Origin of the sequence: Lactobacillus sp. ESL0260, from assembly GCF_003692935.1 — a bacterium.
Taxonomy (GTDB): domain Bacteria; phylum Bacillota; class Bacilli; order Lactobacillales; family Lactobacillaceae; genus Lactobacillus; species Lactobacillus melliventris.
In genome coordinates this window covers 63,913-90,798 of record NZ_REHO01000010.1, presented here as the reverse complement: position 1 = coordinate 90,798, position 26,886 = coordinate 63,913, and the positions used below count along the sequence as shown (strand labels likewise).

The window sequence follows — 26,886 nt, the reverse complement described above, 5'->3', positions numbered from 1 at the left end:
ACGTTTTTTATTGTTGATAATTATCTAAATTTACCATAAAGGGATAGTTAACAGCTAAATTCCACCATAATTTATAAGTAACGGAAGCGAAAATAAATGTCCAGCATAAGGTTGGCAAAATACTTTTTAACAATTTCATTGAACTAATACTCGTCAGACCTGTCATATTCATAATAAGCCAAGTATAGCCCTCAATCAGAATAGAAGCGATTAAAATCGTTAAAATTCGTGCCCAAAAAACTTCTGGTAAAAATCTGGCAGCTTTTTGTAACAGCCAGCAAATTATAGGTAAACTAATGGCATAAACACCGATAATACCAAAAAAATAAATATCACTTACTACACCAGTACCAAAAGCTAACCAAATCTCTTTGTGATTAGTATCATCAAAAAGTGCTATTAACATCATGCTAACAGGTACCAATAAATTTGTAGCATTACCAATTAAAAAGAACCGGTGAAAGAATAAAGACAAACTGCCACTGATTGCTAAAGCAATATATAAAGCTAAAACAAGACTAAATTTTCGCAGAGACTTCATTAGTCGTTCACTTTCCTTTTAATAACCGAAACTACAGAAGGATCATTTAATTCACCTGCTGGATTAATTTTAATTAAATCAGATAAGCCAAATGTATCATGGGTTGTAGTAGAAATCGTCCCTACCAATAATCCTTTCGGTGAATTACCACCCAATCCACTAGTGTAAATTTTTGCACCACGCTTTAGTTTTTTACTGTCGACCGCCTGAGTAAATGCAAGTGTCTTGTTACCTATTACCGTAATAATTCCATGAACTTTCTTTCCGTTAACGGCTTGTGCTTCAACTGCAAAACGATTGGCTGATTTATCACTAGTTGTTATTAATTCAACTTTTGCAGTAGCGGCATTGACCTCTATTAGGCGACCAATAATACCTCCACCGGACATTACCGCCATATTTTTACGCAAGCCAGATGTAGATCCCTTATTAATAACCAACAGGTCTGTCCAACTGTCCGGTGAACGGGAAATGACAGATGCTTGAATAATATTATAGTCAGTAAGCGTATTTTTTACTTTTAATGCAGATTTAAGTTGTTTGTTTTCAGCTTCCAGGCTAGAATTACGAGCTTTTGTTTGTTCCAAGTCAGTAACTTTGCTCTTGAGATAGTTATTTTCATCTTGAGTATTTAGCAAATCGTGAACATTATTTAAACTACCAGAAACAAAACTAAGTGGAAAATCAATTATTCTTGATCCCACTGCAACCACATCATTGCCAAAACTCTGGATAATCAAAGGAGTATCACGTCTATTACGCAAGCTGACACTGCCTCCTATAACAGTAAAAGCCAAAATAACTGCTATACATGCCGATAATAATTTTTTGTTTTGTAGAAATTTCTTCATTTGGAAACAGTCCCTAAAGAAAAGCCGGCGAAAACAGCCGACTTTTAGTATTATCTGCGATTTTTGCGCATTACTTCAATATTTTTCAGAGACTCACCTGTACCAACTGCAACACAATCTAATGGATCTTGGGCTATAAATACTGGCACTTTAGTAGCTTCGGAAATAACCTCAGGTAAGTTTTTAAGTAAAGCTCCACCGCCTGTCAATACAATGCCGTGATCAATGACGTCCGCTGCTATTTCAGGAGAGGTTTGTTCAAGCGTTTCCTTAATTGCAACGATAATGTCCTGAACAACGTCTTGAATAGCATGAGCAACATCGACTGCTTTTACATCAACTGATTTTGGTAAACCAGTAACTAAATCACGGCCACGAATATTGACTGCTTCAATATCTTCAGCCTTTTCAACTGAAGCAGAACCAATCTGAATTTTAATATCTTCAGCAGTTCTCTCACCAATTAGCAGATTAAAATTAGAGTGAACATAATTCACAATTGCCGTATTGAACTTATCACCGGCTTGGCGGATTGAGGTAGAAGAAACTATTCCACCTAAAGAAATAGTGGCAACATCGGTAGTTCCACCACCAATATCTACAACCATTGAGCCAGTAGGATCCATTACTGGCAATCCTGCTCCAATAGCAGCTGCAAATGGTTCTTCTATTACAAAAGCTTCACGTGCTCCAGCTACACGGGCAGCATCAATCACTGCCCGCTTTTCAACTTCAGTTACACCAGAAGGTACACAAATCATAGCTGAAGGTTTGGAATTGCCAACAGTCTTTTCGATAAAATACTTAAGCATTGAGGCAGTTGTATCATAATCAGCAATTACACCATCTTTCATTGGCCTAATAGCCACTATACTTTCTGGTGTTCTGCCAATCATTTCTCTTGCTTCTGAGCCTACCGCAATTACCTTACCGGTATGGGTGTTTTTTGCCACCACAGAAGGCTCTCTTAAAACAATCCCTTTACCTTCCATATAAACAAGAGTATTGGCAGTTCCTAAGTCAATGCCAATATTTTTTGCTCCTAATCCAAACACGTAAATCTCTCCTTATTATCGCAGTCTCTAAATCTTGAATAATTATAGCATAAAGTGCAACTTAAAAAAGAAAATGGAACGTAACTTTAAGATGATTTTAAAATAATTGTCGTTCACAGAAACTAAAGTAATTTCCTTTACCAACAATAAAATGATCAAGAAATTCAATCCGAAATAGTTTTGCTGCTTCATGAATCATCTCAGTGAGTTCAATATCACTTTTTGAAGGTAACAAATTACCGCTAGGGTGATTATGCACCACAAAGAAGCCGGCACAGGCATAAACAACTGCCCAACGGAAAATTTCCCGCGGATGCGCAATTGACTTATCCAAAGTACCTTGAAACAACTTCTTTTCAGCAATTATATGATTACTGTTATCTATGTAGATTGCCCATAGTTCTTCTTGCTTATGTCCTGCAAATTTATCTAATAGATAAGTACCTACTTCGTCGCTTGAAGTCATAATAAGTTCCCGGTCTGATACTGCTGAGCGCAATCTTTCGAGCAATCCTTCGCTCAAAAGCGCCAGGCTGTCACAGCATTGACCACCAGAAATATATTTAAGCAGATCATTGGCATTTCTAATTTTTAATTCTTCCAACTTAACAAGAAGTTCATCAAAATTTTTAATTCCATGTTCTTTCAATTCTCCAAAAAAGCTGTTCAGCATTTCCCAGTCGGTTTTAATTAAATAGTGATGAGACCTTATTAATTCCATAAAATCATTCCTTTCACTATTTATATACGCCAAAACTAACTAACTTTTTGTAAAAATTCACAGAAGTCCTGACAAACATAAACCGCATTCTGATGATCTTCGGCAGTAGCTGGAATTAAATCAGGCACCATCACACATTTCAAGCCGGCTTTAACAGCGGCTAGCAATCCAGGAGAAGAATCTTCGAACGCTAAGATATTATTTTGGGCAACATGTAATTTTTGGGTTGCCAAAAGATAAATATCTGGTGCAGGTTTAGGCTTGACATTATTATTTTTGACATCGTCATAATTTAAGTGAAATTGAAAATAGTTACGCGTACCTGTGGCCCATAAATTATGCTCTACCACATTTTCAGAATTGCTGGTTACCACAGCCATAGGCAACCCGGCAGACTGAAAGTGATCAAGAGCTTTTTGCACCCCCGGTCTTAACTTTAATTTACCTTGTTCAGTCCACTGCCATACTAGTTCATCAGTACGTTTAATAAATTGGTCACGTTGTTCTTTATTCTTAAAATATTGCAGGTAAAAATCGTTCATATCAGTTGTTGTCGAGCCAACTAATTTAAGATAAATATCATCGGGCGTACCTAGATTTGCCTCCTTAGCAGCCTGAATATTGGCTTCCCAGTATAAATTTTCGGAATTTACCAACAAGCCATCCATATCAAACAAAATGCCTGTGATATCATCCTTAATGCCTTGAACGCGCATCTTTTATCTCCATTTGTAAAATATCCCCAACTAAGTAAAATGATCCTGTTACTAGCAGTATATCATTTGTTTGACTCTTATGCTTTAAATCTTGATAAGAAGTTCGCCAGTCAGCGTGATACTGATATTTTTTTTGAATCCAAACCGGATAGTCTTCTTTTTTAGCTGCACGCGGATAGTCAATTGTAGTTAAATGAACTTCATCTGCTGGTTTAAACAATTTAAAAACTTGCTCAATATCCTTATCTTTCATCATCATAATTAATACTCTAATTTTGCCTTGCTTTTTTTCCTGCTTAAAGTGAGCAAAATTTAGCAGATTTTGCATTGCCTGAATATTATGTGCACCATCAAGGATAATTAAAGGATTACTTTGCAAGATTTGATAACGTCCAGGCACAGTTGTTTGATTTATTGTATCTTCTATCTCTGAAGCAGAAAGTGACAGATTTAATAAGCTAAAGGCTTGAACAGCGATACCAATATCATAACCTTCAACTAGCGGCCTGGGTAAAAAAGAAATGTTTTGTATTTGATCTTGATACTCCAAATTTTCTTGAAGTAAAACATTAAAGTCGGATCCAAGCTTTTTAACCAGAGCATTTTCTTTTTGAGCCTTTCGCTGAATAATAGGCAACACCTCTTTTGGAATATTACCTAAAACAACTGGCCGATTTTCCTTTATTATGCCACTTTTTTCACGGGCAATATCTGCTAGAGTTGGTCCGATAACTTGCTCATGATCTAGTCCAACTGTAGTAATCACACTGACTTCAGGTGTAATAACATTAGTTTTATCATGCTCACCACCTATGCCAACTTCAATCACAGCATAGTCACATTTTTCCTGGGCAAAATAAAGAAATGCCAATACTACTTCATATTCAAACGTCACTAATGAAAAAGCAGGATTGTTTTTACGAATTTTTGTCAAAACTGACTCTATTTTATTAGCTACTCCAACCAAATTTTGGTTACTGATATTTTGACCATTTAGCTGAATCCGCTCGTTAAATTCAAAAACATAGGGCGAAACAAAAAGGCCAGTCCTTTGACCAGCCTTTTGCAACAAATTACTTAAATAGTAAGATGTTGAGCCTTTACCATTCGTGCCCGTAACATGGATTGTTTTTATCTGATCTTGCGGATTACCTAATATAGCCAAAATTGTCTTAATATATGTTAAATCTGCTTTTTCATGTAATTTAGGAAGTGAATATAAATAATTAATCACATCTTGAGCTTTGGTAAAAGTCACGTTATTCACTCTTCTTTAATTCTTGAATTCTTTCCTGAACGCTTTGAAGTTGATTTTCGTAATCAGCTTTTTTCGCTTTTTCTTTATTTATCACAGCTTCAGGAGCATGTGCGACAAAGCCTTGATTACTTAGTTTCTTAGTTGAGCGCTCAACTTCAGCTTGCAGATCTTTTTCTTCTTTGGTCATGCGCTTGATCTCGTCTTCAATATTGACTAAATCAGCTAACGGCACAAAGATCTGTGCACCTGAAATCACGGCAGTCTTAGCAAGTTTTGGTGCAGCAATTTGAGTTGAAATAGTTAATTCTTTTGGATGCAAAAAGTTCTTAACGTAATCTTCATTGTCAGTTAAAATTCTTTCATTCTTTGCGTCTTCTAATTGAATCATAATGTCAATTGAAGAAGACAACGGAGCATTTACTTCCATACGAATATTACGTACTGCCTTAATGATTTCGATTAAGAAAGCCATGTCACGACGAGCTGGTTCATTTTCAAACTCAGCATGTGGTTCAGGATATTTGGCAACCATAATTGATTCACCATCGTGTGGCATGGAGAGCCAAAGTTTTTCCGTTACAAATGGCATAATTGGGTGCAATAAACGCAAGATTTGGTCAAGAATCCAAATTAAATTATCTTGTTTTCTTGCTTTTAATTCTTCATCATTACCATTCAAAGCTACTTTGGCCATTTCGATATACCAATCGCAGAAGTCGTTCCAAATGAAGTTGTATAATTCACGACCAGCTTCACCAAATTGATAGTCATCAAATAACCGAATAACTTCACTAACGGTATGATTTAGGCGGTCAAAAATCCAACCATCTGCTAAATCAAATTTAGCTGTATCTGGCATATGAGCAGGTTGTGCATCTTCTGGTAAATTCATAATTACGAATCTAGCAGCATTCCAAATCTTATTGATAAAGTTCCATGCAGATGCCAGTTGCTTTGGATTATAACGTGTGTCTTGGCCAGGAGCTGTACCATTGAGCAAGAACCAGCGTAAAGCATCAGCACCATACTGGTCAATGACATCCATAGGATCTACTCCGTTACCCAGTGATTTGCTCATTTTACGTCCTTGTTCATCACGAATCAAGCCATGAAGTACCACATCATTAAATGGTCTTTCATGAGTAAAATGCAAACTCTGGAAAATCATCCGTGAGACCCAGAAAAAGATAATATCGTAACCGGTAACTAAGGCATTAGTTGGGAAGTAACGCTTAAAATCAGCAGAATTTTCATCAGGCCAGCCTAAAGTTGAAAATGGCCACAAAGCACTGGAGAACCAAGTATCTAATACATCAGGATCCTGTTTCCAGTTTTCAATGTCCTTTGGCGCTTCTTCGCCAACATACATTTCACCAGTCTTTTTATTGTACCAAGCTGGAATTCGGTGTCCCCACCATAATTGGCGCGAAATTACCCAGTCATGAACATCTTCCATCCAGTGATCTAAAGTTTGTTCAAATCTTTTTGGTACAAAATTAACCTTACCCGCAGTTTTCTGATTTTCTAAAACTTTGTCGGCAAGTGGTTTCATCTTAACAAACCATTGCGTTGATAGACGAGGCTCAACTTGAACGCCAGAACGCTCTGAGTGTCCAACAGAGTGGACAATCGGCTTAACTTTAATTAGGTAGCCTTGCTCCTTTAAATCTTTAACTAATGCTTCACGGCATGCAAAGCGATCCATGCCTTCATACTTACCAGCATTTTCATTCATAGTGCCATCGTCATTCATGACGTTAATCCGTTTTAAGTCATGACGATTACCAACCAAGAAGTCATTAGGATCGTGAGCCGGAGTAATCTTTACTAAACCAGTACCAAATTCTGGATCAACATGTTGATCTTCAATAATTGGAATGTGACGTCCCACTAGCGGTAAAATTAATTCTTTGCCGACAAGATCTTTATAGCGTTCATCCCCTGGTGCCACAGCAACAGCAGTATCACCAAACATAGTTTCAGGACGAGTAGTTGCAATTTCAACAAAGCCGGAACCGTCAGCAAATGGATATTTAATATGATAAAAAGCGCCTTTATCGTCTTGGTGAATAACCTCGATATCACTTAAAGCAGTCTGCAATTCGGGGTCCCAATTAATAATGTATTCACCACGATAAATTAATCCTTCATTATAAAGTTGGACAAAGACGCGGCGAACTGCTTTTGACAAGCCCTTATCCAATGTAAATCTTTCACGTGAATAATCTAGTGACAGACCCAATTTTGCCCACTGGCTCTTGATAATAGCAGCGTATTCATCTTTCCAGTCCCAAACTTGTTTAACAAAAGCTTCACGGCCCATTTCATGACGATCTTTACCCTGTTTGCGTAATTTAGCCTCAACTTTAGCCTGAGTTGCAATTCCAGCATGATCCATTCCCGGAAGATACAAAGTATCATAACCCTGCATTCTTTTAAATCTAATTAACGTATCCTGAATTGCTGTATCCCAGGCATGACCTAAATGAAGCTTACCAGTAACATTTGGCGGCGGAATAACAATAGCATACGGATGTGCTTTTTTATCTCCAGATGGCTTAAATAAATCTTGATCGAGCCATTTTTGATATCTACCCTGTTCAACCTCGCGTGGGTCATATTTTGGTGCTAAATCTGTCATAGTTCTCCTCCCAATAAAAAAGTCCTAGACAAAATGTCTAGGACGATGTGATTAACCGCGGTACCACCTAAAGTTAAGCAGAATAAATTCTGCCTCTCTTAAAAATGATAACGGCGAATTTGCCGGATCAGCCTACTGTTAGTTCAGCCAATCAGTCCAATTGAGCTACCAATTAACCTTCATTCGGCCTTTCACCATCATCAGCCTTTCTCTATCTATAAAGTTAATACCTCTCAATTATTGCTTTGGGCGTATTATAACACGTTTTTTACAGTAGTGCAGCATCTTCTGCCGCTTTATCTGCTAAAAACTTATCATTAGGGTAAATTGAAGTTACTTGTATACCAGCTAGAGCGCGGTCAATTAATCCTTCAACATCCAAACGATTTTCAAATTCCCGTGCTTTATCGATTTTGGGTTTAGTTTTGGGACGAGGCGGTGCGAAGATAGTGCAACAATCTTCAAATGGTTGGATAGACAAATCAAAAGTACCAATTTTTTCAGCCAAATTAATAATTTCAGTTTTATCCATCGTGGCAACTGGCCTGACAACCGGTGTGGTCGTCACATCATTAATTGCAGCCATTGATTCCAAAGTTTGCGAAGCCACCTGACCAACGGATTCACCGTTAAAAATAGCCAGTCCTCTTCTTTTAGCTCTAATTTTATCTGCTAACTGCAACATGAATCTTCTTTGTACAGTCATTAAATAGCCTTCAGGAATTTTTTCTTTGATAGTTTCTTGAATTTCCGCAAATGGCACCGCAATAAAATTGATCTTCCCTGCATAATTAGCCAAGATACCTGTTAATTCTTTAGCCTTATTTAGCGCTTTTTCAGTAGTATATGGCGGACTGTAAAAATGAACCATTTCAATATCGACACCACGCTTTAGAGCCAAATAGGAAGCTACTGGTGAATCAATTCCGCCAGATAACATCATAACAGCACGTCCGCCAGTTCCAACTGGCATTCCACCTGCACCGTGAAGTAACTGATTAGAAATATAGACAGCATCCTTGCGTACTTCAATTCTCAGAACAATATCAGGGTGTTTCATTTCTACCTTTAAATTCTCCATATTGGCAAAGAGATAGTCACCCACCATTTTATTCAACTCATTGGTATCATATAAAAATTGGTGATCACTGCGTTTAGTGTTGACTTTAAAAGTCATACCCTTTTTAAAAGTTTCTTTCATTAAAGCTAGAGCAGTTTCTTCAATTTTTGCCAAAGTTTTTTCAACTTTGATAGTTGGTGAATAAGTTTGAATACCAAAAACCCTTTTTAAACGTTTATCAACTTCTGCAAAAGGTGCATCATTTAAAACTATGTGCATGCGGTCATGCCGCGGGTGTATTTCGACTTGCGGAAAATCGCGCAATACTTTAGTCACGTTACCAGCTAAGCGGCCAATGAAATCTTTACGATTTTTTCCTTTAGTTGACAGCTCACCATAACGTACCATTATTTCAGTATATTTCATAAAAAATTATTCTCCTAAATGATTAATTCTGGCAAAATGATGGTAAATTTTATCAAAGACCTTAATAAATTCATCTGCCTCGGCAAGAGTATTAGTTTCATCAAAACTAAGACGAATCGCACTTGTTGCTACTTTATCATCAACATGCATTGCCACCAATGTGCTTGCTTGATCAGTCTTAGTGGAAGAACAGGCCGAAGTAGTTGAAGTATAAATGTCATACTCTTCGAGTGTATGAACAAGAGTCTCTCCTCGAATACCTTCAAGAGCAAAACATAAAATATGAGGGGCAAAGTTATCATTCAATGGTGAAAATATAGTGATTCCTGGCTTATCTTGGAGATACTTCACTATTTTGGCTTTAATTTCAGCCTCACGTTGAGCTTTTTCCTGTTCATTTTCCAAAAGCAAACGTACTGCTTTAGCCATTCCTGCTATTGCCGGTAAGTTTTCAGTACCTGAACGCAAACCTTTTTCCTGACCGCCACCATCATGCAGGGGAGCAAGCATCTTGCCCTCTTTTTTATAAAGGATTCCGGTACCCCGTGGTGCATGAAATTTATGCGCTGACAGACTGGAAAAATCAACACGAGGGGTAAAAACACGAGACCAAATATTTTTACCTAATGCTTGCACATTATCCACATGAAAACTTACAGTCGGGTAGTTAGTTAATAAATCACTAATTTCAGCGATTGGCTGGATAGTACCAATTTCATTGTTAACGCCCATTATTGAAACTAAAGTGGTATCAGAATCTAAGGCATTACGTAAATCATTTACGTTAACACGGCCTTCTTTATCAACGGGTAAACGGGTTACACGAAAGCCAATATATTCTAAAGCGTTAAAAGCATTGGCAACAGAAGCATGTTCAACGCTTGAAGTAATCAGATGCTTGCCAAATTCCCGTTTTTGCAAAGCGGTTCCTTTTATTGCCCAGTTATTTGACTCAGTTCCACCAGAGGTAAAGAAAATTTCATCCTGTTTTGTGCCCAAAAGACTGGCAATTTGCTTACGTGAACTTTCTAAAAGTTGAAATGCACGGTCTCCTAATTTATGTAAACTAGATGGATTGCCCCAAATGGTTTGAGCTACTTTATCATATGTGGCTAAAACAGCAGGATCAATCTTAGTCGTGGCACTGTTATCAAAGTAAATCACGGAAGTTCTCCCCTCCAAAAACACTACATGGTCAGCTATTAACTTATAAATTGTAACTTAAATTCTTGTCAGCTTCAATTATTTATTCATGAGCACTAAAAAAGCTTTAAAATTGTTTTTTTAATTTTAAAGCTAAATATTTTTCTGCAGATTTATGATTCTTATCAGCTATTTTTCTTATCAGAATAGTACAAATTTTCTAAGCGTTGATATGAACCTGGCTCAACTTTTTCAATAGCAGTTGCAATGGTGTCCAAAGCATCTTTATAGTTATAATCCTGTTCATAAAGTTGCATTGCCTTTTTCTGAGCGCTTTTAATGGAACCATTATTGGAATATTTATTAGAATATTGCAAGGTTAGCTGAACTAGATCTGCTGAATTAATAATGTCATCTGCTTCTCGTTTTAACCTTTCGACATCATCAGAAATTTGAATTAATTCCTGAGAAATCTTTTCCATGTTTAGTCTTACCTGACTCAATTCTTTTGCCACATGACCAATCTCGTTGACAACCAAAGTATACATTTGCACAAAAGTATCAGGATTACCAGGGATTTTTTTACGTTCCAAACGGCGATAAACTAGAGAAACTTCCTGCTTAAAGCGGTTGATTGAATCATTGGCTACATTCTCAGAATCATAAAGACCATCAACGTCTTGGGACATTTTCTTTTGCTCTGCACTAATTTCACGCAATCGTTCCAGCATTCTCAACCACGATGACTTAATTTTGGAATAAACTCCTTTACCATCAGCAACATTCTGGGTATCGACCGTATATTGCCGCTCCATATCATTGACTTCCTGTTCCAACTTCCTACTAGTGGCAAGTTCATTGTGAGTAAGCTCATAACTCTCATCAATATGGCGCAATTTTGCTACTAGTTTTTTTGATTCAACTTGTTCGTGTGCAAGCAGACGCTGGATTTTATCTTGATTTTCTTCTACAAATGGTCTCGCTTTGTACTCTTTAGCTAAAATATCATAAAGAGCAGAAATTTCTTTTTGGATTTCCGCATTTTTTGCTTTGAGATCGGACACTTTAAGTTCTTTGAGCAAATTATTTGCATCGGCTACTTGTCCTCTGATTTTTTTAATCTCAGCTAAAACGTCTACCTGAGTTATGTAATACTTAGAAGACATCATCTTCTTATAACTGTCGGACAATTCACTCAACTGATCTTGAAAAACTTTATTGAGTTGGTGACGAGCATTCCTAATTTCGGGCAGGATAGAACTAATGTTAGTCAAAGCAGCTTTAATTTTTGACAAAATACGTTTTGCTTCAACTTGATCTCCTTGAGCAGTCAAACTCTTGGCTTCTGAAAAGTCATTTTCAATATTTGTCAATTCATTTTCAATCTGATCCAGAGCAGCACCATAATCATATGAATTTGCCAGAATGTCTTTACGCATTTCTTTAAAGCCATTGAACAAGTCGTTATATTTTTTTTGATTCTCACGGTTTGATTCAAGTAATTCTGTGAATACTTCCTTAGTGTTCTTGGCATCTTTATAAGTTGGATCCATGATTTCACGGGCTTGTTTAATACTTTTATGAGCTTTAAATAAGTGATAGTGTGTATTTTGCTCAGCAGCCTGTTCAAGAAAGTTCTGCGCTGCAGGAATCTTTTTAGCCAATGCCTGCTCGTAGTTTTTACGCCAAGTAGTTAATGTTGTCAAACTTTCACCGGCTAAATCCATTTTATCCAGATTGACAATATCTGTTTCTAAATGCATTTTATCAATTTTGGTAATCAAATCGTCTAATTCAAGAATTTGCCTTAATTGGCGGCGATTGATTATTAACATAGCGGCTATAATTATAATGATGATTAAAATTGCAATGATTACAACTATGGATTGAGTTGGTGACATAATTTTCCTCCAAAACTACCCCAATTATACCAAACTTCTACATTATTGTGGTCAAGAGTTTTTTCAAGCCAATAAAATTCGTTATTTAAATAAAATCGTGCGATCAGATATTTATAAATATCTCTTTAATTAAAAGCAGTATACTAGTATTAACAAGTTGTTACCACCTTTTTATTTTTTCTAGTTAAATTATTAAATATTAAAGCAATTGCTATTTTCCTTGCTTTAATAAGGTAATACAACTATAATATAGAACGTGTAAAATATTTGCAGCTATAAGTGGCAAGAACGTCAACATCTTAATACGTTTTAGTGAACGAGTAACCGACGCTGCAATAGGCGAAAATGAAAATTAAGATGCACGAATGTTAAACTTATACGTAATTATTTTACTCCAAAAACTGTTATCAGATTTTATTGGAGGATTTTATGTCAAGATATACAGGTCCAAGTTGGAAACGTTCCAGAAGATTAGGAATTTCACTTTCAGGTACTGGCAAGGAGCTTAGTCGTAGAAACTACGCCCCTGGTCAACACGGCCCTAATTCACGTGGTCGTTTATCAGAATATGGCGAACAATTGCATGAAAAGCAAAAGTTACGGTGGATGTACGGTTTAAATGAGCGTCAATTTAGAACTTTGTTCAAACGTGCCGGTAAGATCCGTGAAGGTGAACACGGTACTAACTTTATGGTTCTGCTTGAATGCCGTTTAGACAGTATTGTTTACCGTTTAGGTTTGGCTACTACTAGAGAGCAAGCTAGACAATTAGTTAACCACGGTCACATCACTGTTGACGGCAAGCGTGTTGATATTCCTTCCTATGAAGTCAAGGTTGGTCAAACCATTGGTCTTAAGGAAAAGTCAAAGAACCTGCAACAAGTTAAGGATGCACTTGAAGCAGTTGTATCCCGCCCATCCTTTGTTTCATTCGATGACAACAAGGTAGAAGGTTCACTTGTTCGCCTTCCAGAACGTGATGAAATGGAACCAGAAATTAACGAAGCTCTAGTTGTTGAATACTACAACAAGTTACTTTAATTTCCATGTTTTTACAAACCCCTTTCCTTCTTGGAGAGGGGTTTTTGTTACCCGAAAGGAGTACCAATCAATGACAGAGGATTTAAATACCAGAGTTTCAAATGCTGCTCAAGGCATCACACCCCAAACAAAGCCGGATGAACGCAGAAGATTTTTAGGGTCTCTTCGCGAGCGGGTATTAGTTAGAATGACCAATGCTGAAGTGCAAGATCCTAAATTAACCAACCTATTTTTACGCCATTTTAAAGATTATATTGGTTACAATATCCTGATTAATGGCAATTTACACGATAAGTTTGTTGATCAAGTGGAAACTAGTTGTGGCAAATACGAGATCTCTTTTACTATCGTTAACAATGAAACGGCAAAAACGGGTCCGAATGACTCGGCAATCTTAGTAGTAGCTGCAAATGCAATTAACAAAATGCGCATTGAAATAAGTCAAGTGTATCCACCCGAAATGCCCCAAGAATTGCTTACTAGTGGCAAAACTAAAAAAGCTGGTTTCTGGCAGCGACTTTTTCATGGAGACAATTAAATGAAACCATTAGCTTACAGAATGAGACCAAAAACGTTAGATGAGGTAGTCGGTCAGGAGCATTTAATTGGCTCTGGAAAAATTATTCGCCGGATGGTTGAAGCCAAAATGTTGTCCTCGATGATTCTTTACGGTCCTCCGGGAATAGGTAAAACAAGTATTGCCAGTGCCATAGCTGGTTCCACCAAATACGCTTTTCGCCAGCTTAACGCTGCAACAGACAGTAAAAAACAGCTGGAGCAAGTAGCCGCGGAAGGAAAATTGAGTGGTACGGTGATATTGCTCCTAGACGAAATTCACCGCTTGGATAAAACCAAGCAGGACTTTTTATTACCTCTTTTAGAATCCGGACAAATTATTTTGATCGGTGCGACAACTGAAAATCCGTATATAGCAATTTCCCCCGCTATTCGTTCCCGCTGCCAGATTTTTGAATTAAAGCCTTTGGCAAAAAATGATGTCAATAAAGCAATTGACCGGGCGCTTAAAGATTGTGAACTTGGTTTGGGTAAGTACAACGTTAAATTGACTTCAAGCGCCAGAGAATTATTAGTGCAAAAAGGCAACGGTGACTTACGTTCGACACTGAACGGACTCGAACTTGCAGTCCGCTCAACGAAACAGGAAATGATAGCTGCCGGTAAAAATGATGAAACTGAATTAATCATTGATCAAGATGAAATGGCCAATTCTATCCAGCTGCGTAATCAAAACTTTGATGCTAAGGGCGATGGGCATTATGATCTGGTTTCTGCTTTTCAAAAATCAATTCGCGGTTCTGATACAGATGCAGCCTTGCATTATTTAGCTCGACTAATTGAGTCTGGTGATTTAATAGCAATTTGTAGGCGTTTAAGTGTAATTGCCTATGAAGACATCGGCCTTGCAAATCCCGCAGCCGTTCAGCATGCTCAAATAGCTATTCAGTCTGCTAAGAGTCTGGGTTTCCCTGAAGCGCGGATACCTTTAGCTAACGCGGTGATTGAACTGGCTTTATCACCTAAAAGTAACAGTGCTATCAGTGCTATTGATCAGGCTTTAGCTGATGTAAAAAATAAGGACTATGGCAATATCCCTGCTACTTTAAAAGATGCACACTATAGTGGTGCTGCAAAATTAGGTCACGGTAATGGTTATATTTATCCTCATTCTTATGTGAATGATTGGGTACCACAGCAATATTTACCAGATAAACTCGTTGGCACGCGATATTTTCAGCCTAAAGGCAATTCTAAAATAGAAAAAGGGTTTAAAAAGCAATACGAAACTTTGCATGAATTGCAAAAACAGGGTCTAAAATAATTAGTTTTGCATAGAAGGAAAATATTTTAGTAGATGCTGGCCGAAGATTTATTTTGCAATCAGCCCTTTTATTTTGGTCATGCACAAAGTAAGCCGGTATATTGATAACCTTAGTTCGTTCAGGAGCTTAAAAGCTATCCTAAAAAGGTACCCTCTAATTTTTCTGCCTTGACAAAACTCGTGATGCTTAGTAGTATAATAGTTGATCTGAGTTGATCGACTAGCTCAATTGTATAAGGTTGACCGGTCAAACATAAGACATGCGAGATAGTAAATAACTTTCGAATCGGAAAACTATCTTCAAAGATAGGATCCATATTCGTTGCGATACATCTCATTTTTTGAACACTGCGGGTTCAACAAGCATTGTTTTGCTATGTTTCGACGACTCGGATTTCTTGAGAAATTTAGAAAGCGGTCTGCGGACCGTTTTTTGTTTGGAGAATTTATGGCTATTAAAATTGTTATTCTAATTTACCTGGCAGTATTGCTATTGACTGCCTTTTACTTATGGCATAATCGGCACAGTCATTTCCTAATATACAACAGTAAAAATATTTCTAATTTTAGTTCTCTAATGTCTTGGACAGCTATTATTTTAATTATAGAGACCATTTTGGGTTTATTTTTAGTTTTCCAGAAGAATAAATACTTAAATCTTATTACTTTAATTCTCAGCAGCATCACTATCCTAATTTTTAGTCTTTTACTTAATCAAAAGGATGATTAACTGGACTAAAATTTGGTAAAATAATGGTGAGAGAGGTGTTTTAAATGATGAAACAATATCACCGTATTCAAGTCGCAGTTGATGGCTCAAAAGAAGCTGATTTAGCTTTTAAAAAGGCGGTCGCTGCGGCTAAGCGAAATGAAGCTGCTTTGGAAATTTTACATGTCATTGACACCAGATCCTTCCAAAATGTTTCTAGCTTTGATTCAGAAATGGTTGAACAAGTATCAAACGATGCTAAAGAAAAATTGCAAAATTACTACCAACAGGCTACAGAAGCTGGAGTAAGTGAGGTTCACTATTCAATTGAATTTGGGGCTCCTAAAGCAATTATCGCCCACCAATTCCCTAAAAAGCACCAGATTGATTTAATCGTATTAGGAGCTACAGGTCTCAACGCTGTTGAACGCATATTAATCGGTAGTGTTACCGAATATGTTACTAGAACTGCAGATTGTGACGTGCTAGTTTGTCGTTCTAACGAAAATTTGAGTAATTAAAAAAGAGCATTTCAACTGAAATGCTCTTTTTTATGTATAGATAAATTAGAAATCTCCTGCTTGACTGAACATATAATCTTTATTATGAAATTTCATGGACAAAATCATACCAATACCAATCATATTACCAATTAAGGCTGATCCACCTTGAGAAATAAAAGGCAACGGGATACCGGTCAGAGGTAGCAGATCAATACTCATACCAATATTTTCAAATACATGGAAGAGTATCATCATGATAACGCCAGTAGAAACGTAAGAATAAAATGCGTTTTTGGTATCAAAAGTAATCCGTACCATTTGCACTATCAAGTATAAGTAAAGCAAAATGATTGCTACACTTCCAATAAAGCCAAATGATTCTCCTATCACTGAATAAACCATGTCTGAGCCTCGGACCGGCACATAAACACTTAGTTTACCAAAGCCGTTGCCGAATATTTGACCAGAACCAATCGCTTGCATACTTTGCCATAATTGATACGCAGCTTTTGACGTGTCATTAGATGGATTCAACCATGACATAATGCGTCTAAATTGATAAGGCTGAAAGAAATGACTTAGAAATGATTGACCACTTGGTGTGGTAACCATATAAATAACTACGACCCCTAGCACAAAGACAGCGACAAACATTGGCGCAATTATTTTCCACGAAATACCAGATACTAGCACTACGCCACCAACAATTGCAATGAAGACCAGCATCGTACCAAAGTCATTTTGCAGTTTTAAAAGCACAGCAATCGGTAGCAGCCAAGCCAGCATTTTACCAATTAAAATCCAGTCGTTTTTAATTGTGTGAGCAAATTTATTGTTATGCTCACGCACAACCCGGGCCAGCATCAATATAAAAGCAGGTTTCATGACTTCTGATGGCTGAAAAGAAATTGGCCCCAGCTTAAACCAGCTTTTAGCGCCAGTATCTACAGCTATACTGCGATTATAAAAGAACAAAACCGCAATTAAAAGCACTATCCCCAGACCATATACATAAGGTGCAATGCGGTAGAGCTGTTCAGCATCAAATTGGATTACAAAAGCAACTGCGGCAATCGAGATAACATACCATAATCCTTGCATTGCCACTGCCCTAACTGGACTTCCCATATGACTGGGATCATCAATTGCGGCAAAATAAATGGAATAAAGGCCCACAGCTGCCAATATGAGCACAGGGACAACAATATTCCAGGCAATTCGATCAAACAGATTGGTTTTATTTTGTACTTTGACCATTAATTAATCACAACCTATTATTTTTCATGCAAAGCGAAGTATGAAAGCAAATCATTAATACTGCTTTCCAAACTTTTTGCATACAAGACGCTGTTGGTTTTGCCAGTTGTAGCCCGATAACGGCCAGCAATTTTTTCAATCACGCCAATAGATTTTTTCTGGGGAATTACTACTTCCCAGGTTGGGTTTTGCTTACCCTTAATTTCATTAATTTCCACATTAATATTTTCTGGTTTTTTTGACATAAATACTCCTATTTCGTATTAGGATGGAATTTCTTTGCAATAATCTCATCTTCATATCGTTCTGGATGAGGATTACGAAAAATTGTAAATTTATCTGGTACCGGATCAACACCACCACGCACAAAAGGATTGCAGCGTAATATACGTGAGATTCCCATAATAAGTCCTAAAAGAGGACCAAATTTGGTCAATGCGTCAACCATATAGGTCGAACATGTTGGATAATAACGGCATGATTTTGGTAAAGCAGGAGAAATAAACTTCTGGTAGATTTTAACCAAATAAATCAAAATTTTACGCAAATCTAGCCTCCCAAGATTAGTGACGCTGATGTTTTTCAATATTCTTAAGCAAAATTCCCGTCCCAAGTGCCACAGCTTCAAGTGGATGATCGGCCGTTAATACTGGTACCTTAAGGTAATAAGAAATTAGCTTATCAATATTCTTAAGCAATGCTCCACCACCTGTCAGCATAATTCCACGGTCAATAATATCCGCAGAAAGCTCCGGTGGCGTTTTTTCCAAAACCTCTTTAGTAGCAGCAATAATAGTCATCAAGCCATCATGAAGAGCTTCTTGAATTTCAGGCGCAGTAACAGTAGCCTGTTTTGGCAGACCGTCAACCACATCGCGACCGCGAACAGTGATAGTTTCGTTCTTATCAGGTTCAAAAGCACTACCAATTTCGATTTTAATCTGTTCCGCAGTGCGTGAGCCAATTAGCAAGTTATGTTTGTTCTTAATGTAAGAAACAACAGCTTGATTCATATGATCCCCAGCATAACGCAATGATTGACTTGTAACAATTTCACCCATTGATAAAACGGCAATATCAGTAGTACCACCACCAATATCGATTACGATGTTGCCTTGAGGTTTGAAAATATCAAGCCCTGCACCTACAGCAGCAACTTTAGGCTCAAAATCAAGGTAAACTTTGCCTCCACCCGATTTTTCCGCAGCCTGAATAATTGCCTTCTGTTCAATTGATGTTACTCCTGTCGGAGCACAAATTAAAATATTTGGCTTGGACATAAAGCCCTTAACGTTTAATTTTTCAATAAAGTAAGACAGCATTGCTTCTGTGATATCAAAATCTGCTATCACGCCATTTTTTAAAGGACGGATTACACGGATGTTCCCCGGAGTCCTTCCTACCATCTTGTAGGCTTCTGTACCAACTGCTACTACTTTATTTGTACTTGTATTGACAGCAACAACAGAAGGCTCATTTAAGACAATTCCTTTACCAGAAACATTAATGAGCACATTTGCTGTTCCTAAATCTATTCCTATATCTCGTGCCACGATAATCCTCCATCATATTCAATGTATATTTTACCATAAAGATTTTAAGTTTGTCGGCGACTTTATCCGCTTTACCAAGTCTTAAAAGAAATTACTTAACTGCAATGAAGTATCAATTAATGTAATAAAGAAATTACCCACTAGAAAGCCTAAAGCAATTGCAGCAAAGATAAGTAGCAGTTGTGCTTCAAATATCCTGTTTTTACGAATTATCTTTTCAATACGAACACTTTTCATAATCTGAAAGGACAAACCAATCGTAATTAAATAAATTACTATACTAATTAAAGCATGAACGCCAAGTTGAAACATATTCTTTTCCACTTTTCCTAAGTTACAATAAAAGCGGACACACAAAAGCAGTGCATCCGCTTAAAACTTTAAATCTATTTAACTGAATTGTAAACACTTATTCGGTTAACGGCTCTTCTAAGTGCAACCTGTGCCCGCTCAAGTGATCGTTGATCATGGGCAGCCTGAGCCTTTTTCAGTGCATTTTGAGCACGTTCTCTAGCTGCTTTAGCCCGGGAAACGTCAATATTATTTGCCCGCTCAGCGCTGTCAGCAATAATGGTAGCCACATTATTTGAAAATTCAAAATAGCCACCACTAACAGCAATATGGTTGACAATATTGTTCATTTCCCGACTTCTTTTAACTTTAATCTCACCTATTGCTAGCGGAGTCAAAATCGGTAAGTGATTATACATCACTGAACGTTGACCATCAATTGCACGCATTTCAACAATACTAGAATGATGAGAAAATATTAGACCATCTGGAGTTACAACATTTACCATAAAAAGTTTTTCTGGATCTGCCATTTGACATCACCTTACTTTTCTAATAATGCTTTAGCTTCAGGATCACTCGGAGTTACACCCATTTGCTTTGCTTTTTTCAAAACATCTTCAATTGGGCCTACACTACGGAATGCGTCTTCTGGAAGATCATCTAAATGACCATCTAAAATCATCTTAAAGCCCTTAATAGTTTCTTTAATTGGAACATAAGAGCCAGGCACACCAGTAAACTGTTCAGCCACAAAGAAGTTTTGCGATAAGAAGAATTGAACTTTACGAGCACGGCTAACTATCACCTTTTCCTCGTCAGATAATTCATCCATTCCCAAAACAGAAATGATGTCTTGCAATTCGTGGTATCTTTGCAAAATATGCTGGACGCCAGTAGCGACTTCATAGTGCTCTTGGCCAACAATTTCAGGGTCTAATGCACTAGAAGTAGATTGCAGCGGGTCAACAGCCGGGTATATACCTTGCTCAACTAAACTACGTTCCAAATTGGTAGTAGCATCAAGGTGAGCAAAAGTAGTAGCTGGAGCCGGGTCAGTATAGTCATCAGCAGGAACATAGACCGCTTGAATTGAGGTAATAGAACCCTTCTTGGTAGAAGTAATTCTTTCCTGCAACTGACCCATTTCTGTTGCCAAGGTTGGCTGATAACCAACGGCACTTGGCATCCGTCCCAGCAAAGCTGAAACTTCCGAACCAGCCTGAGTAAATCTGAAAATGTTGTCGATAAAGAGCAAAACGTCTTGGCCTTCAACATCTCTGAAATACTCTGCCAGCGTTAATCCTGTCAGTGCTACCCGCATTCTGGCACCAGGCGGCTCATTCATTTGACCAAAGACCATGGCAGTTTTGCTTAAAACTCCAGATGCTTTCATCTCAAAGTAAAGGTCATTACCTTCACGTGTTCTTTCACCAACACCAGTAAAGACTGAAATACCACCATGCTCTTGGGCGATATTATGGATAAGTTCCTGAATAATAGTGGTTTTACCAACACCGGCACCACCAAACAGACCGACTTTTCCTCCACGGACATAAGGTTCAAGTAAATCAATTACCTTAATACCGGTTTCAAGAATTTCCTGACTCGTTGTTAATTCATCATATTTAGGAGCATTCTTATGAATACTGTCACGAGCATGATCTTTTGCAAATTTAGGACCGTTGTCAATAGGCTCACCTAAAACATTAAAAACACGTCCTAAAGTATCATTACCAACCGGCACTGAAATAGGGCCACCTGTGTCTTCAACCTTCATTCCGCGTCTAAGACCATTGGTAGATTCCATCGCAATTGTTCTTAAAACACCATCGCCAAGCTCTAGTGTAACCTCGAGAACAACAGATTCATCGTCCGACTTAACGACGCGCAAAGCATTGTCAATATCAGGCAGATTTTTGTCAAGCGGGAATTTGACATCGACAACTGGGCCGATTACTTGAACAACTTCACCTTCACTCAAAACATCTACCTCCTTTTCTTAATTATTTCAAAGCGTTAGCACCACTGACAATTTCAGTAATTTCAGTAGTGATTTCTGCTTGTCTTGCACGGTTTAATTTAGTAGTTAAACTCGAAACCAAATCGTCAACGTTGTCCGTAGCACTCTGCATGGCAGTCATTGAACTGGCATGTTCAGCAGTTTTGGCATCCAGAATAGCACCGTAAATAGTAGAACGGGCATATTGGGGAATTAGTGTGGTTAAAACAGCATTAACATCAGGTTCGATATCGTATTCCAAATCTTGATGGGCTTTAGCTTCTTTGACACCAATATCAATATCAACGATTGGCAACATTTTTTCAACCCGAAATGCAGATGAAAGTGAGTTGATGTGATGAGTATAACATACATATAATTCATCATAAACTCCGTTCAAATACATTTTGATTGCAGTTGAAACAATTGGTAAAACTTCATCAAAAGTAGGTACGTCACTAATACTGTCATTTTCATAAACAACGTTCAGCTTGTTTTTCTTAAAGAAATCAGCACCGACTGAGCCAACAGCCAAAACCTTAATATCTTTGTGTTCAGCCTTCGAATCCTCAAACAATCCCATCATGTTTTTGATGACAGCACTATTATAAGAACCAACAAGACCACGGTCACCGGTAATAACCAAATAACCAGTGGAATTGACCTTTTTGCGTGCTTGAACCATATCGGAAACAACACCCAAACCAAAGACATTTTCATAATCGATTTTGCTAATGCTGTCTTCATCAATTGCAACATGTGCCTTACGCAAATGGCTGACGACTTCAGCACTCATCAAGCGCGATAAAGTTTGCCGTACGTGATCATTGTAGATCGTGTACCCCTTATCCCGCTTTTCAGTTTGGTTTAACTTTGATGCCGAAACCATTCTCATGGCCTCAGTAATTTTACCAGTTTGCTTAACTGAAGCTATTTTCTTCTTCAACGCAAGTAAAGATGCAGGCATATAACTACCTCCTATTTATTACTTGGTGAAAAACTATCCGCAAATTTAGAAATTGCTTCTTGTAATTTCTTCTCATCCGGCAATTCACCAGTCTTACGAATGTGCTCTAGCAAATCTGCATGATTAGTATCGAAATTGTCATATAATTCTTTTTCAAACCTGGCAATATCATCAACTGGAACGGAATCAAGATAACCATGAGTTAAGGCATAAAGAATAATAACCTGTTTTTCAACTGGAATTGGTGTATGAAGTGGCTGCTTTAACACTTCAACCACCCTGCGTCCACGGTTAAGCTTAGCTTGAGTTGCTTGATCCAAATCACTACCAAACTGAGCAAAACTTTCAAGTTCATGGTAAGCTGCCAGGTCGGTACGAAGCGTACCAGCAACTTTTTTCATAGCCTTAATCTGGGCACTACCACCAACACGGGAAACTGAGTTACCGGCATCAATGGCAGGACGGGTTCCTGCAAAGAACAAGTCGCTTTGCAAGAAAATTTGTCCATCAGTAATTGAAATCACGTTAGTGGGAATATAAGCTGAAATATCTCCCGCTTCAGTTTGAATAAATGGAATGGCCGTCATTGAACCGCCACCAAGTTTATCACTCAACTTCGCACTACGTTCAAGTAAACGTGAATGCAAATAGAAGACATCACCAGGATATGCTTCACGACCAGGCGGACGACGGAGAAGTAAAGAAAGTTCACGATAAGCAACAGCTTGCTTTGATAGATCATCAAAGACTACCAAAACATCTTTGCCGTTATACATGAATTCTTCACCCATTGCCGTTCCGGCATATGGCGCTATGTACAGCATTGGTGCGGGTTCACTTGGCCCAGCCTCGACAACTATTGTATAGTCCATTGCGCCAAAACGCTTTAAAGTTTCTACTTGTGCTCTGACAGTTGATTCCTTCTGACCAATAAAGACATAGATGCAAATTACGTCTTGTCCCTTTTGGCTCAAAATAGTATCAATTGCCAAACTAGTTTTTCCAGTCTTACGGTCACCAATAATTAACTCACGCTGACCGCGACCGATTGGCACTAAGGCATCAATAGCTTTGATACCAGTTTGCAGCGGTTGATTAACTGACTGGCGTGCCATAACACCCGGTGCCGAAGCCTCGATTGGACGAGTCTTTGACGTTTTTATTTCGCCAAGTCCATCAACTGGCTGCCCCAAAGGGTTTACCACGCGACCAATTAATGCATCACCAACCGGCACACGCATAATCTCACCGGTTCTTTTGACTTGGTCACCTTCACGAATATCATCAAAATTGCCTAGAATAATGATACCAACATCATTTGATTCAAGGTTTTGTGCAATACCATAAGAACCATTGTCAAATTCCAATAGTTCGTTGGCCAAAACATTGTTCAATCCGTGAGCCCGGGCGATACCATCACCTATGTATGTTACAACTCCAACTTCATTAATGTCGAGTTTATCATCATAGTGTTCAAGCTGCTGCTTGATTAAAGAGCTAATCTCTTCTGCTTTTATGCTCAATGGTTTCACCTCTTTTAATTTTTATTAATTAACTGCGCACGAATCTTATTCAGTTTGTTCTTGACTGACCCATCGATTACGCAATCACCAACTTTTAAAATCACGCCGCCAATAATACTTTGATCAACCTCATTAGTGAGAATGACTTTTCGCAAATTAAATTTTCGAGCGTAACTAGTACCTAATTCCTGCAATTGTCTTTGATCAAGCGCTACTGCTGAAACAGCAACTCCCGTTTCAATTTTTTGATTTTTATTATACAAATCATTGAAACAGTTTATAATGTCCGGCAATTCCATAAAATGATCATAATCCAGTAACAGGTTCAAAAAATTCTGAACTTCTTCTGATAGACCTTGCTCAATCACAGAAAGCGATTTTGCTTTTTCAGTACTATTAAAAATTGGGTCGCTAAAAACTTGCAAAATTTGCGGATAATTGGAAATAGCCTCAGCTAGTTCCTGCATATCTGCATGAACAGTATCCAAAGCAGCCATATCTTCTGCATAATCAAATAGTGCAGTACCATAACGTGCAGCAATTTCCGCTTTACTTAAGGCCATTATTTATTCAGCCCCTTAATAAATTGATCAACCAAATCTTTTTGGTCATCAGCAGATAAGTTCTTCGCAATTACTTTTTCTGCAATCGTGACAGAAATATCTGCAACTTGTGCACGAGCTTCATCTAAGGCATCCGCTTTAGCCTGAGCAGCATCGGCCTTTGCCTTCTCATGAATCGAAGCCGCATTATCATTAGCTTCTGCAACAATCTGGGTGCTGGTTTTTTCAGCATTCGCTTTTGCATCAGTAAGAATTTGCGTTGCTTCTTGTCTTGAGTTCTTCAAGGCAGCTTCACGCTCATTAGCCAAAACTTCGGCCTTTTTGCGATTGTCTGCAGCTGAATCAAGATCATTGATTACCTTTTGGCGTCTTTTTTCCATCATGTCGGAAACAGGTCCCCATGCATAATGTTTAACCAAAATAAGTAAAATTGCGAAAACAATTAAATACCAGATAGTATTACCCAGATAAATATGACCTGTCGAGGCTGCAAATAAAATTTGAAATGTCATTTACTGCCCTTCTCTCTTTTATCTAAATTGTTTTAAATAAAAAAATTAAACGAAGAGAATCAGGAAAGCAACAACAATCGCCAAAATAGGAACGGCTTCAATCAGACCAACACCGATAAACATTGTTGATCTTAAGTTACCAGCACTTTCAGGTTGACGAGCCATGCTCTCAACTGTCTTAGTGATAACTTTACCATTACCCCAAGAAGCTGCCAATGCAGCAATACCAGCTACAATCGCTGCTGAGATATATTTAAAAGCTTGTGACATATTTAAACCTCCAATAAATTATTCTTTTGTAACTTTTTTCCCAACATAAACCATGGATAAAGTTACGAAAACATATGCCTGGATAGAGCCAATGAAGACAGAGAATCCTTGCCAGATCATAGCAAGCGGTGCTGCTAACACCAAAGTGATAACACCAAAGCTAGGAGCAAAGCTATTACCTATTAAAGTTAATAACACTTCGCCAGCATAGATATTACCATATAAACGCAAAGATAATGTCAAAAAGTTAGTAATTTCTTCAATCATATTGATCGGGAAAAGAAAACTAACAGGTTCGGCATAATTACGCCAGTAGCCACCAGTACCGAATTTCTGCATACCGAATGTGAATGAAAGAAGCAAGGTCATCATTGCAAACGACATTGTCGTTACCGGATCTGCTGTGGGAGATTTTACAAAAATGTTGTCTCCCGCTTTAACCTCTAAGAAGAGGCCCAACTGGTTCATAAACCAAATGTAAATAAAAAGGACAAAAGCATAAAGCGAAAGGTGCTTTCGTGCATCAACATCACTGACATTGTCTTTAACAATTCCATCAGTAAAGTCAATCAAATATTCCATGATATTTTGCTTTTTATTTGGTTTCATCTCAACTTTTCTTGATAACCAGATGCAGACAAATAATACTACAGCTGCCATTAAAGTTGAGCCAATGATCCCAGAAAGATCAAATGTCAAACCCAGAAATTTAAAAACAAATGATTGCTCCAATTCTTCGTGACCTCCCTTCTCGTGCCCATATTATCGAACACTCATACAATATTAACACCATTCAATAATTTTGTGAAAAATGTAAGCGTATTTTGCAATTAATTTACATAAAAAAGATTATTTGGTACCAAATAATCTATCGCCTGCATCTCCTAAACCAGGTGTAATATAGCCGTTTGGCAACAATTTTTCATCTTCGGCGGCAGCATAAATATCGACATCCGGATTCTCTTCTTGAATAGCTTTGACACCCTCAGGAGCGGCTACAAGAACAGCCAGCTTAATCACTTTAACGCCCCGCTTTTTAAGCGCACCAATTGCCATATTAGCGGAGCCGCCAGTAGCAAGCATTGGGTCAACCACAAGACATTCACGCTCTGCAACGTCTTTAGGCATTTTGCAGAAATATTCGTGAGGCATAAGAGTTTCTTCATCCCGATACATACCAATTACTCCTACCTTGGCTGACGGAATCATTTCCATAACACCATTAAGCATACCGATACCAGCACGTAAAATTGGCACAATAGTCAATTTCTTGCCGGCAATCTCTTTTTGGGTTGTCTTGCCAATTGGTGTTTCAATTTCAACATCTTTCAGCGGCAAATCTCTGGTAATCTCGTAAGTCATCAGTCCCCCGATTTCACCAACTATTCTCCGAAACTCGTTAGAACTTGTCTCCTTACGCCTGATAATTGTTAACTTGTGTTGAATTAACGGATGATTCAAAACCGTAAATTTGCCCATCTTTTTCCTCCTATAAACATAATTACGTTTACGTGTATTTTAATAAAAAAAGCAGAGGGTTTA

General features: G+C 37.9%; 29 protein-coding genes. 5 read left to right on the top strand and 24 right to left on the bottom strand.

Translation table 11 applies throughout. The features are described from left to right. Positions 1-7 precede the first annotated feature (7 nt). The 10 genes from mreD to ezrA all read right to left on the bottom strand — a co-directional run bounded on the left by mreD (position 8) and on the right by ezrA (position 12,313). Complete coding sequence (gene mreD / locus F5ESL0260_RS04155) at positions 8-541, bottom strand: rod shape-determining protein MreD (RefSeq protein ID WP_122025976.1); 534 nt, start codon at positions 539-541, stop codon at positions 8-10. Next, the gene (gene mreC / locus F5ESL0260_RS04150; protein WP_122025975.1) at positions 541-1,392 is read right to left on the bottom strand and encodes a rod shape-determining protein MreC; all 852 of its coding nucleotides are present in this window, start codon (positions 1,390-1,392) and stop codon (positions 541-543) included. Before mreC ends, mreD begins: the two co-directional genes overlap by 1 nt. A gap of 50 nt (positions 1,393-1,442) precedes the next feature. Beyond that, complete coding sequence (locus F5ESL0260_RS04145; protein WP_122025974.1) at positions 1,443-2,447, bottom strand: rod shape-determining protein; 1,005 nt, start codon at positions 2,445-2,447, stop codon at positions 1,443-1,445. A gap of 97 nt (positions 2,448-2,544) precedes the next feature. Beyond that, positions 2,545-3,168, bottom strand: a complete 624-nt coding sequence (locus F5ESL0260_RS04140; RefSeq protein ID WP_122025973.1) for a JAB domain-containing protein — start codon at positions 3,166-3,168, stop codon at positions 2,545-2,547. Between the two features lie 35 nt (positions 3,169-3,203). Then, positions 3,204-3,884 (bottom strand): HAD family phosphatase, encoded by a 681-nt coding sequence (locus F5ESL0260_RS04135; RefSeq protein ID WP_122025972.1) that lies wholly within the window; start codon positions 3,882-3,884, stop codon positions 3,204-3,206. Continuing rightward, on the bottom strand, positions 3,865-5,142 hold the full coding sequence (locus F5ESL0260_RS04130) for a folylpolyglutamate synthase/dihydrofolate synthase family protein (RefSeq protein ID WP_122025971.1): 1,278 nt from the start codon (positions 5,140-5,142) through the stop codon (positions 3,865-3,867). Before F5ESL0260_RS04130 ends, F5ESL0260_RS04135 begins: the two co-directional genes overlap by 20 nt. Before the next feature lies 1 nt (position 5,143). Next, positions 5,144-7,783 carry a valine--tRNA ligase gene (locus F5ESL0260_RS04125; RefSeq protein WP_122025970.1) on the bottom strand — a complete coding sequence of 880 codons (2,640 nt, stop codon included), beginning with the start codon at positions 7,781-7,783 and terminating at the stop codon, positions 5,144-5,146. A gap of 268 nt (positions 7,784-8,051) precedes the next feature. Beyond that, complete coding sequence (gene thiI, locus F5ESL0260_RS04120) at positions 8,052-9,269, bottom strand: tRNA uracil 4-sulfurtransferase ThiI (RefSeq protein WP_122025969.1); 1,218 nt, start codon at positions 9,267-9,269, stop codon at positions 8,052-8,054. 6 nt (positions 9,270-9,275) lie between these two features. Next, entirely contained in the window at positions 9,276-10,433 is a 1,158-nt protein-coding gene (locus tag F5ESL0260_RS04115) for a cysteine desulfurase family protein (protein WP_122025968.1), read from the bottom strand. 164 nt (positions 10,434-10,597) lie between these two features. Beyond that, a complete protein-coding gene (gene ezrA / locus F5ESL0260_RS04110; RefSeq protein WP_122025967.1) occupies positions 10,598-12,313 on the bottom strand; it encodes a septation ring formation regulator EzrA in 1,716 nt (571 codons plus the stop codon). Between the two features lie 429 nt (positions 12,314-12,742). On the opposite strand from ezrA, the gene rpsD reads away from it, so the two are divergent. From rpsD to F5ESL0260_RS04085, 5 genes are all read left to right on the top strand, one after another. Then, positions 12,743-13,354 (top strand): 30S ribosomal protein S4, encoded by a 612-nt coding sequence (gene rpsD, locus F5ESL0260_RS04105; RefSeq protein WP_046324725.1) that lies wholly within the window; start codon positions 12,743-12,745, stop codon positions 13,352-13,354. Between the two features lie 70 nt (positions 13,355-13,424). Continuing rightward, positions 13,425-13,892, top strand: a complete 468-nt coding sequence (locus F5ESL0260_RS04100) for a YueI family protein (protein WP_122025966.1) — start codon at positions 13,425-13,427, stop codon at positions 13,890-13,892. Beyond that, positions 13,893-15,194 carry a replication-associated recombination protein A gene (locus F5ESL0260_RS04095; protein ID WP_122025965.1) on the top strand — a complete coding sequence of 434 codons (1,302 nt, stop codon included), beginning with the start codon at positions 13,893-13,895 and terminating at the stop codon, positions 15,192-15,194. Positions 15,195-15,642: 448 nt separating this feature from the next. Next, complete coding sequence (locus F5ESL0260_RS04090) at positions 15,643-15,924, top strand: hypothetical protein (RefSeq protein ID WP_122025964.1); 282 nt, start codon at positions 15,643-15,645, stop codon at positions 15,922-15,924. A gap of 44 nt (positions 15,925-15,968) precedes the next feature. Further along, positions 15,969-16,424 (top strand): universal stress protein, encoded by a 456-nt coding sequence (locus F5ESL0260_RS04085; protein WP_046324721.1) that lies wholly within the window; start codon positions 15,969-15,971, stop codon positions 16,422-16,424. A 45-nt stretch (positions 16,425-16,469) separates the two neighbouring features. Here the strand turns inward: F5ESL0260_RS04085 and F5ESL0260_RS04080 are convergent, their stop codons facing one another. The 14 genes from F5ESL0260_RS04080 to upp all read right to left on the bottom strand — a co-directional run bounded on the left by F5ESL0260_RS04080 (position 16,470) and on the right by upp (position 26,823). Beyond that, on the bottom strand, positions 16,470-17,663 hold the full coding sequence (locus tag F5ESL0260_RS04080; protein WP_122025963.1) for an FtsW/RodA/SpoVE family cell cycle protein: 1,194 nt from the start codon (positions 17,661-17,663) through the stop codon (positions 16,470-16,472). A 17-nt stretch (positions 17,664-17,680) separates the two neighbouring features. Next, positions 17,681-17,908 (bottom strand): DUF2969 domain-containing protein, encoded by a 228-nt coding sequence (locus F5ESL0260_RS04075; RefSeq protein WP_110445998.1) that lies wholly within the window; start codon positions 17,906-17,908, stop codon positions 17,681-17,683. 8 nt (positions 17,909-17,916) lie between these two features. Further along, the gene (gene yidD, locus F5ESL0260_RS04070) at positions 17,917-18,210 is read right to left on the bottom strand and encodes a membrane protein insertion efficiency factor YidD (RefSeq protein ID WP_046324717.1); all 294 of its coding nucleotides are present in this window, start codon (positions 18,208-18,210) and stop codon (positions 17,917-17,919) included. A gap of 16 nt (positions 18,211-18,226) precedes the next feature. Beyond that, on the bottom strand, positions 18,227-19,216 hold the full coding sequence (locus tag F5ESL0260_RS04065) for a rod shape-determining protein (protein ID WP_046324716.1): 990 nt from the start codon (positions 19,214-19,216) through the stop codon (positions 18,227-18,229). Positions 19,217-19,297: 81 nt separating this feature from the next. Then, complete coding sequence (locus tag F5ESL0260_RS04060; protein WP_034981184.1) at positions 19,298-19,528, bottom strand: DUF1146 family protein; 231 nt, start codon at positions 19,526-19,528, stop codon at positions 19,298-19,300. Between the two features lie 74 nt (positions 19,529-19,602). Next, on the bottom strand, positions 19,603-20,040 hold the full coding sequence (locus F5ESL0260_RS04055; protein WP_046324715.1) for a F0F1 ATP synthase subunit epsilon: 438 nt from the start codon (positions 20,038-20,040) through the stop codon (positions 19,603-19,605). A gap of 11 nt (positions 20,041-20,051) precedes the next feature. Beyond that, positions 20,052-21,491: a F0F1 ATP synthase subunit beta gene (gene atpD / locus F5ESL0260_RS04050; protein ID WP_046324714.1), complete on the bottom strand. Its 1,440-nt coding sequence runs from the start codon at positions 21,489-21,491 to the stop codon at positions 20,052-20,054. Positions 21,492-21,513: 22 nt separating this feature from the next. Then, positions 21,514-22,476 (bottom strand): F0F1 ATP synthase subunit gamma, encoded by a 963-nt coding sequence (locus F5ESL0260_RS04045; RefSeq protein WP_122025962.1) that lies wholly within the window; start codon positions 22,474-22,476, stop codon positions 21,514-21,516. Positions 22,477-22,487: 11 nt separating this feature from the next. Beyond that, positions 22,488-23,999, bottom strand: a complete 1,512-nt coding sequence (gene atpA, locus F5ESL0260_RS04040; RefSeq protein WP_122025961.1) for a F0F1 ATP synthase subunit alpha — start codon at positions 23,997-23,999, stop codon at positions 22,488-22,490. A gap of 14 nt (positions 24,000-24,013) precedes the next feature. Then, complete coding sequence (gene atpH, locus F5ESL0260_RS04035; protein WP_122025960.1) at positions 24,014-24,562, bottom strand: ATP synthase F1 subunit delta; 549 nt, start codon at positions 24,560-24,562, stop codon at positions 24,014-24,016. Then, complete coding sequence (gene atpF / locus F5ESL0260_RS04030) at positions 24,562-25,074, bottom strand: F0F1 ATP synthase subunit B (protein ID WP_122025959.1); 513 nt, start codon at positions 25,072-25,074, stop codon at positions 24,562-24,564. Before atpF ends, atpH begins: the two co-directional genes overlap by 1 nt. Positions 25,075-25,119: 45 nt before the next feature. Beyond that, positions 25,120-25,344: a F0F1 ATP synthase subunit C gene (atpE, locus tag F5ESL0260_RS04025; RefSeq protein WP_034981200.1), complete on the bottom strand. Its 225-nt coding sequence runs from the start codon at positions 25,342-25,344 to the stop codon at positions 25,120-25,122. An 18-nt stretch (positions 25,345-25,362) separates the two neighbouring features. Then, complete coding sequence (gene atpB / locus F5ESL0260_RS04020; protein ID WP_046324709.1) at positions 25,363-26,076, bottom strand: F0F1 ATP synthase subunit A; 714 nt, start codon at positions 26,074-26,076, stop codon at positions 25,363-25,365. A 117-nt stretch (positions 26,077-26,193) separates the two neighbouring features. Next, a complete protein-coding gene (gene upp, locus F5ESL0260_RS04015) occupies positions 26,194-26,823 on the bottom strand; it encodes a uracil phosphoribosyltransferase (protein ID WP_046324708.1) in 630 nt (209 codons plus the stop codon). Positions 26,824-26,886 lie beyond the last annotated feature (63 nt).

Excerpts from the sequence above, each read along its gene's own strand:
- mreD (WP_122025976.1), bottom strand. The coding sequence starts at position 541 with ATGAAGTCTCTGCGAAAATTTAGTCTTGTTTTAGCTTTATATATTGCT.
- mreC (WP_122025975.1), bottom strand. The coding sequence starts at position 1,392 with ATGAAGAAATTTCTACAAAACAAAAAATTATTATCGGCATGTATAGCA.
- F5ESL0260_RS04140 (WP_122025973.1), bottom strand. The coding sequence starts at position 3,168 with ATGGAATTAATAAGGTCTCATCACTATTTAATTAAAACCGACTGGGAA.
- F5ESL0260_RS04135 (WP_122025972.1), bottom strand. The coding sequence starts at position 3,884 with ATGCGCGTTCAAGGCATTAAGGATGATATCACAGGCATTTTGTTTGAT.
- F5ESL0260_RS04125 (WP_122025970.1), bottom strand. The coding sequence starts at position 7,783 with ATGACAGATTTAGCACCAAAATATGACCCACGCGAGGTTGAACAGGGT.
- thiI (WP_122025969.1), bottom strand. The coding sequence starts at position 9,269 with ATGAAATATACTGAAATAATGGTACGTTATGGTGAGCTGTCAACTAAA.
- ezrA (WP_122025967.1), bottom strand. The coding sequence starts at position 12,313 with ATGTCACCAACTCAATCCATAGTTGTAATCATTGCAATTTTAATCATC.
- rpsD (WP_046324725.1), top strand. The coding sequence starts at position 12,743 with ATGTCAAGATATACAGGTCCAAGTTGGAAACGTTCCAGAAGATTAGGA.
- F5ESL0260_RS04100 (WP_122025966.1), top strand. The coding sequence starts at position 13,425 with ATGACAGAGGATTTAAATACCAGAGTTTCAAATGCTGCTCAAGGCATC.
- F5ESL0260_RS04095 (WP_122025965.1), top strand. The coding sequence starts at position 13,893 with ATGAAACCATTAGCTTACAGAATGAGACCAAAAACGTTAGATGAGGTA.
- F5ESL0260_RS04090 (WP_122025964.1), top strand. The coding sequence starts at position 15,643 with ATGGCTATTAAAATTGTTATTCTAATTTACCTGGCAGTATTGCTATTG.
- F5ESL0260_RS04085 (WP_046324721.1), top strand. The coding sequence starts at position 15,969 with ATGATGAAACAATATCACCGTATTCAAGTCGCAGTTGATGGCTCAAAA.
- F5ESL0260_RS04080 (WP_122025963.1), bottom strand. The coding sequence starts at position 17,663 with ATGGTCAAAGTACAAAATAAAACCAATCTGTTTGATCGAATTGCCTGG.
- F5ESL0260_RS04075 (WP_110445998.1), bottom strand. The coding sequence starts at position 17,908 with ATGTCAAAAAAACCAGAAAATATTAATGTGGAAATTAATGAAATTAAG.
- F5ESL0260_RS04060 (WP_034981184.1), bottom strand. The coding sequence starts at position 19,528 with ATGTTTCAACTTGGCGTTCATGCTTTAATTAGTATAGTAATTTATTTA.
- F5ESL0260_RS04055 (WP_046324715.1), bottom strand. The coding sequence starts at position 20,040 with ATGGCAGATCCAGAAAAACTTTTTATGGTAAATGTTGTAACTCCAGAT.
- F5ESL0260_RS04045 (WP_122025962.1), bottom strand. The coding sequence starts at position 22,476 with ATGCCTGCATCTTTACTTGCGTTGAAGAAGAAAATAGCTTCAGTTAAG.
- atpH (WP_122025960.1), bottom strand. The coding sequence starts at position 24,562 with ATGGCCTTAAGTAAAGCGGAAATTGCTGCACGTTATGGTACTGCACTA.
- atpF (WP_122025959.1), bottom strand. The coding sequence starts at position 25,074 with ATGACATTTCAAATTTTATTTGCAGCCTCGACAGGTCATATTTATCTG.
- atpE (WP_034981200.1), bottom strand. The coding sequence starts at position 25,344 with ATGTCACAAGCTTTTAAATATATCTCAGCAGCGATTGTAGCTGGTATT.
- upp (WP_046324708.1), bottom strand. The coding sequence starts at position 26,823 with ATGGGCAAATTTACGGTTTTGAATCATCCGTTAATTCAACACAAGTTA.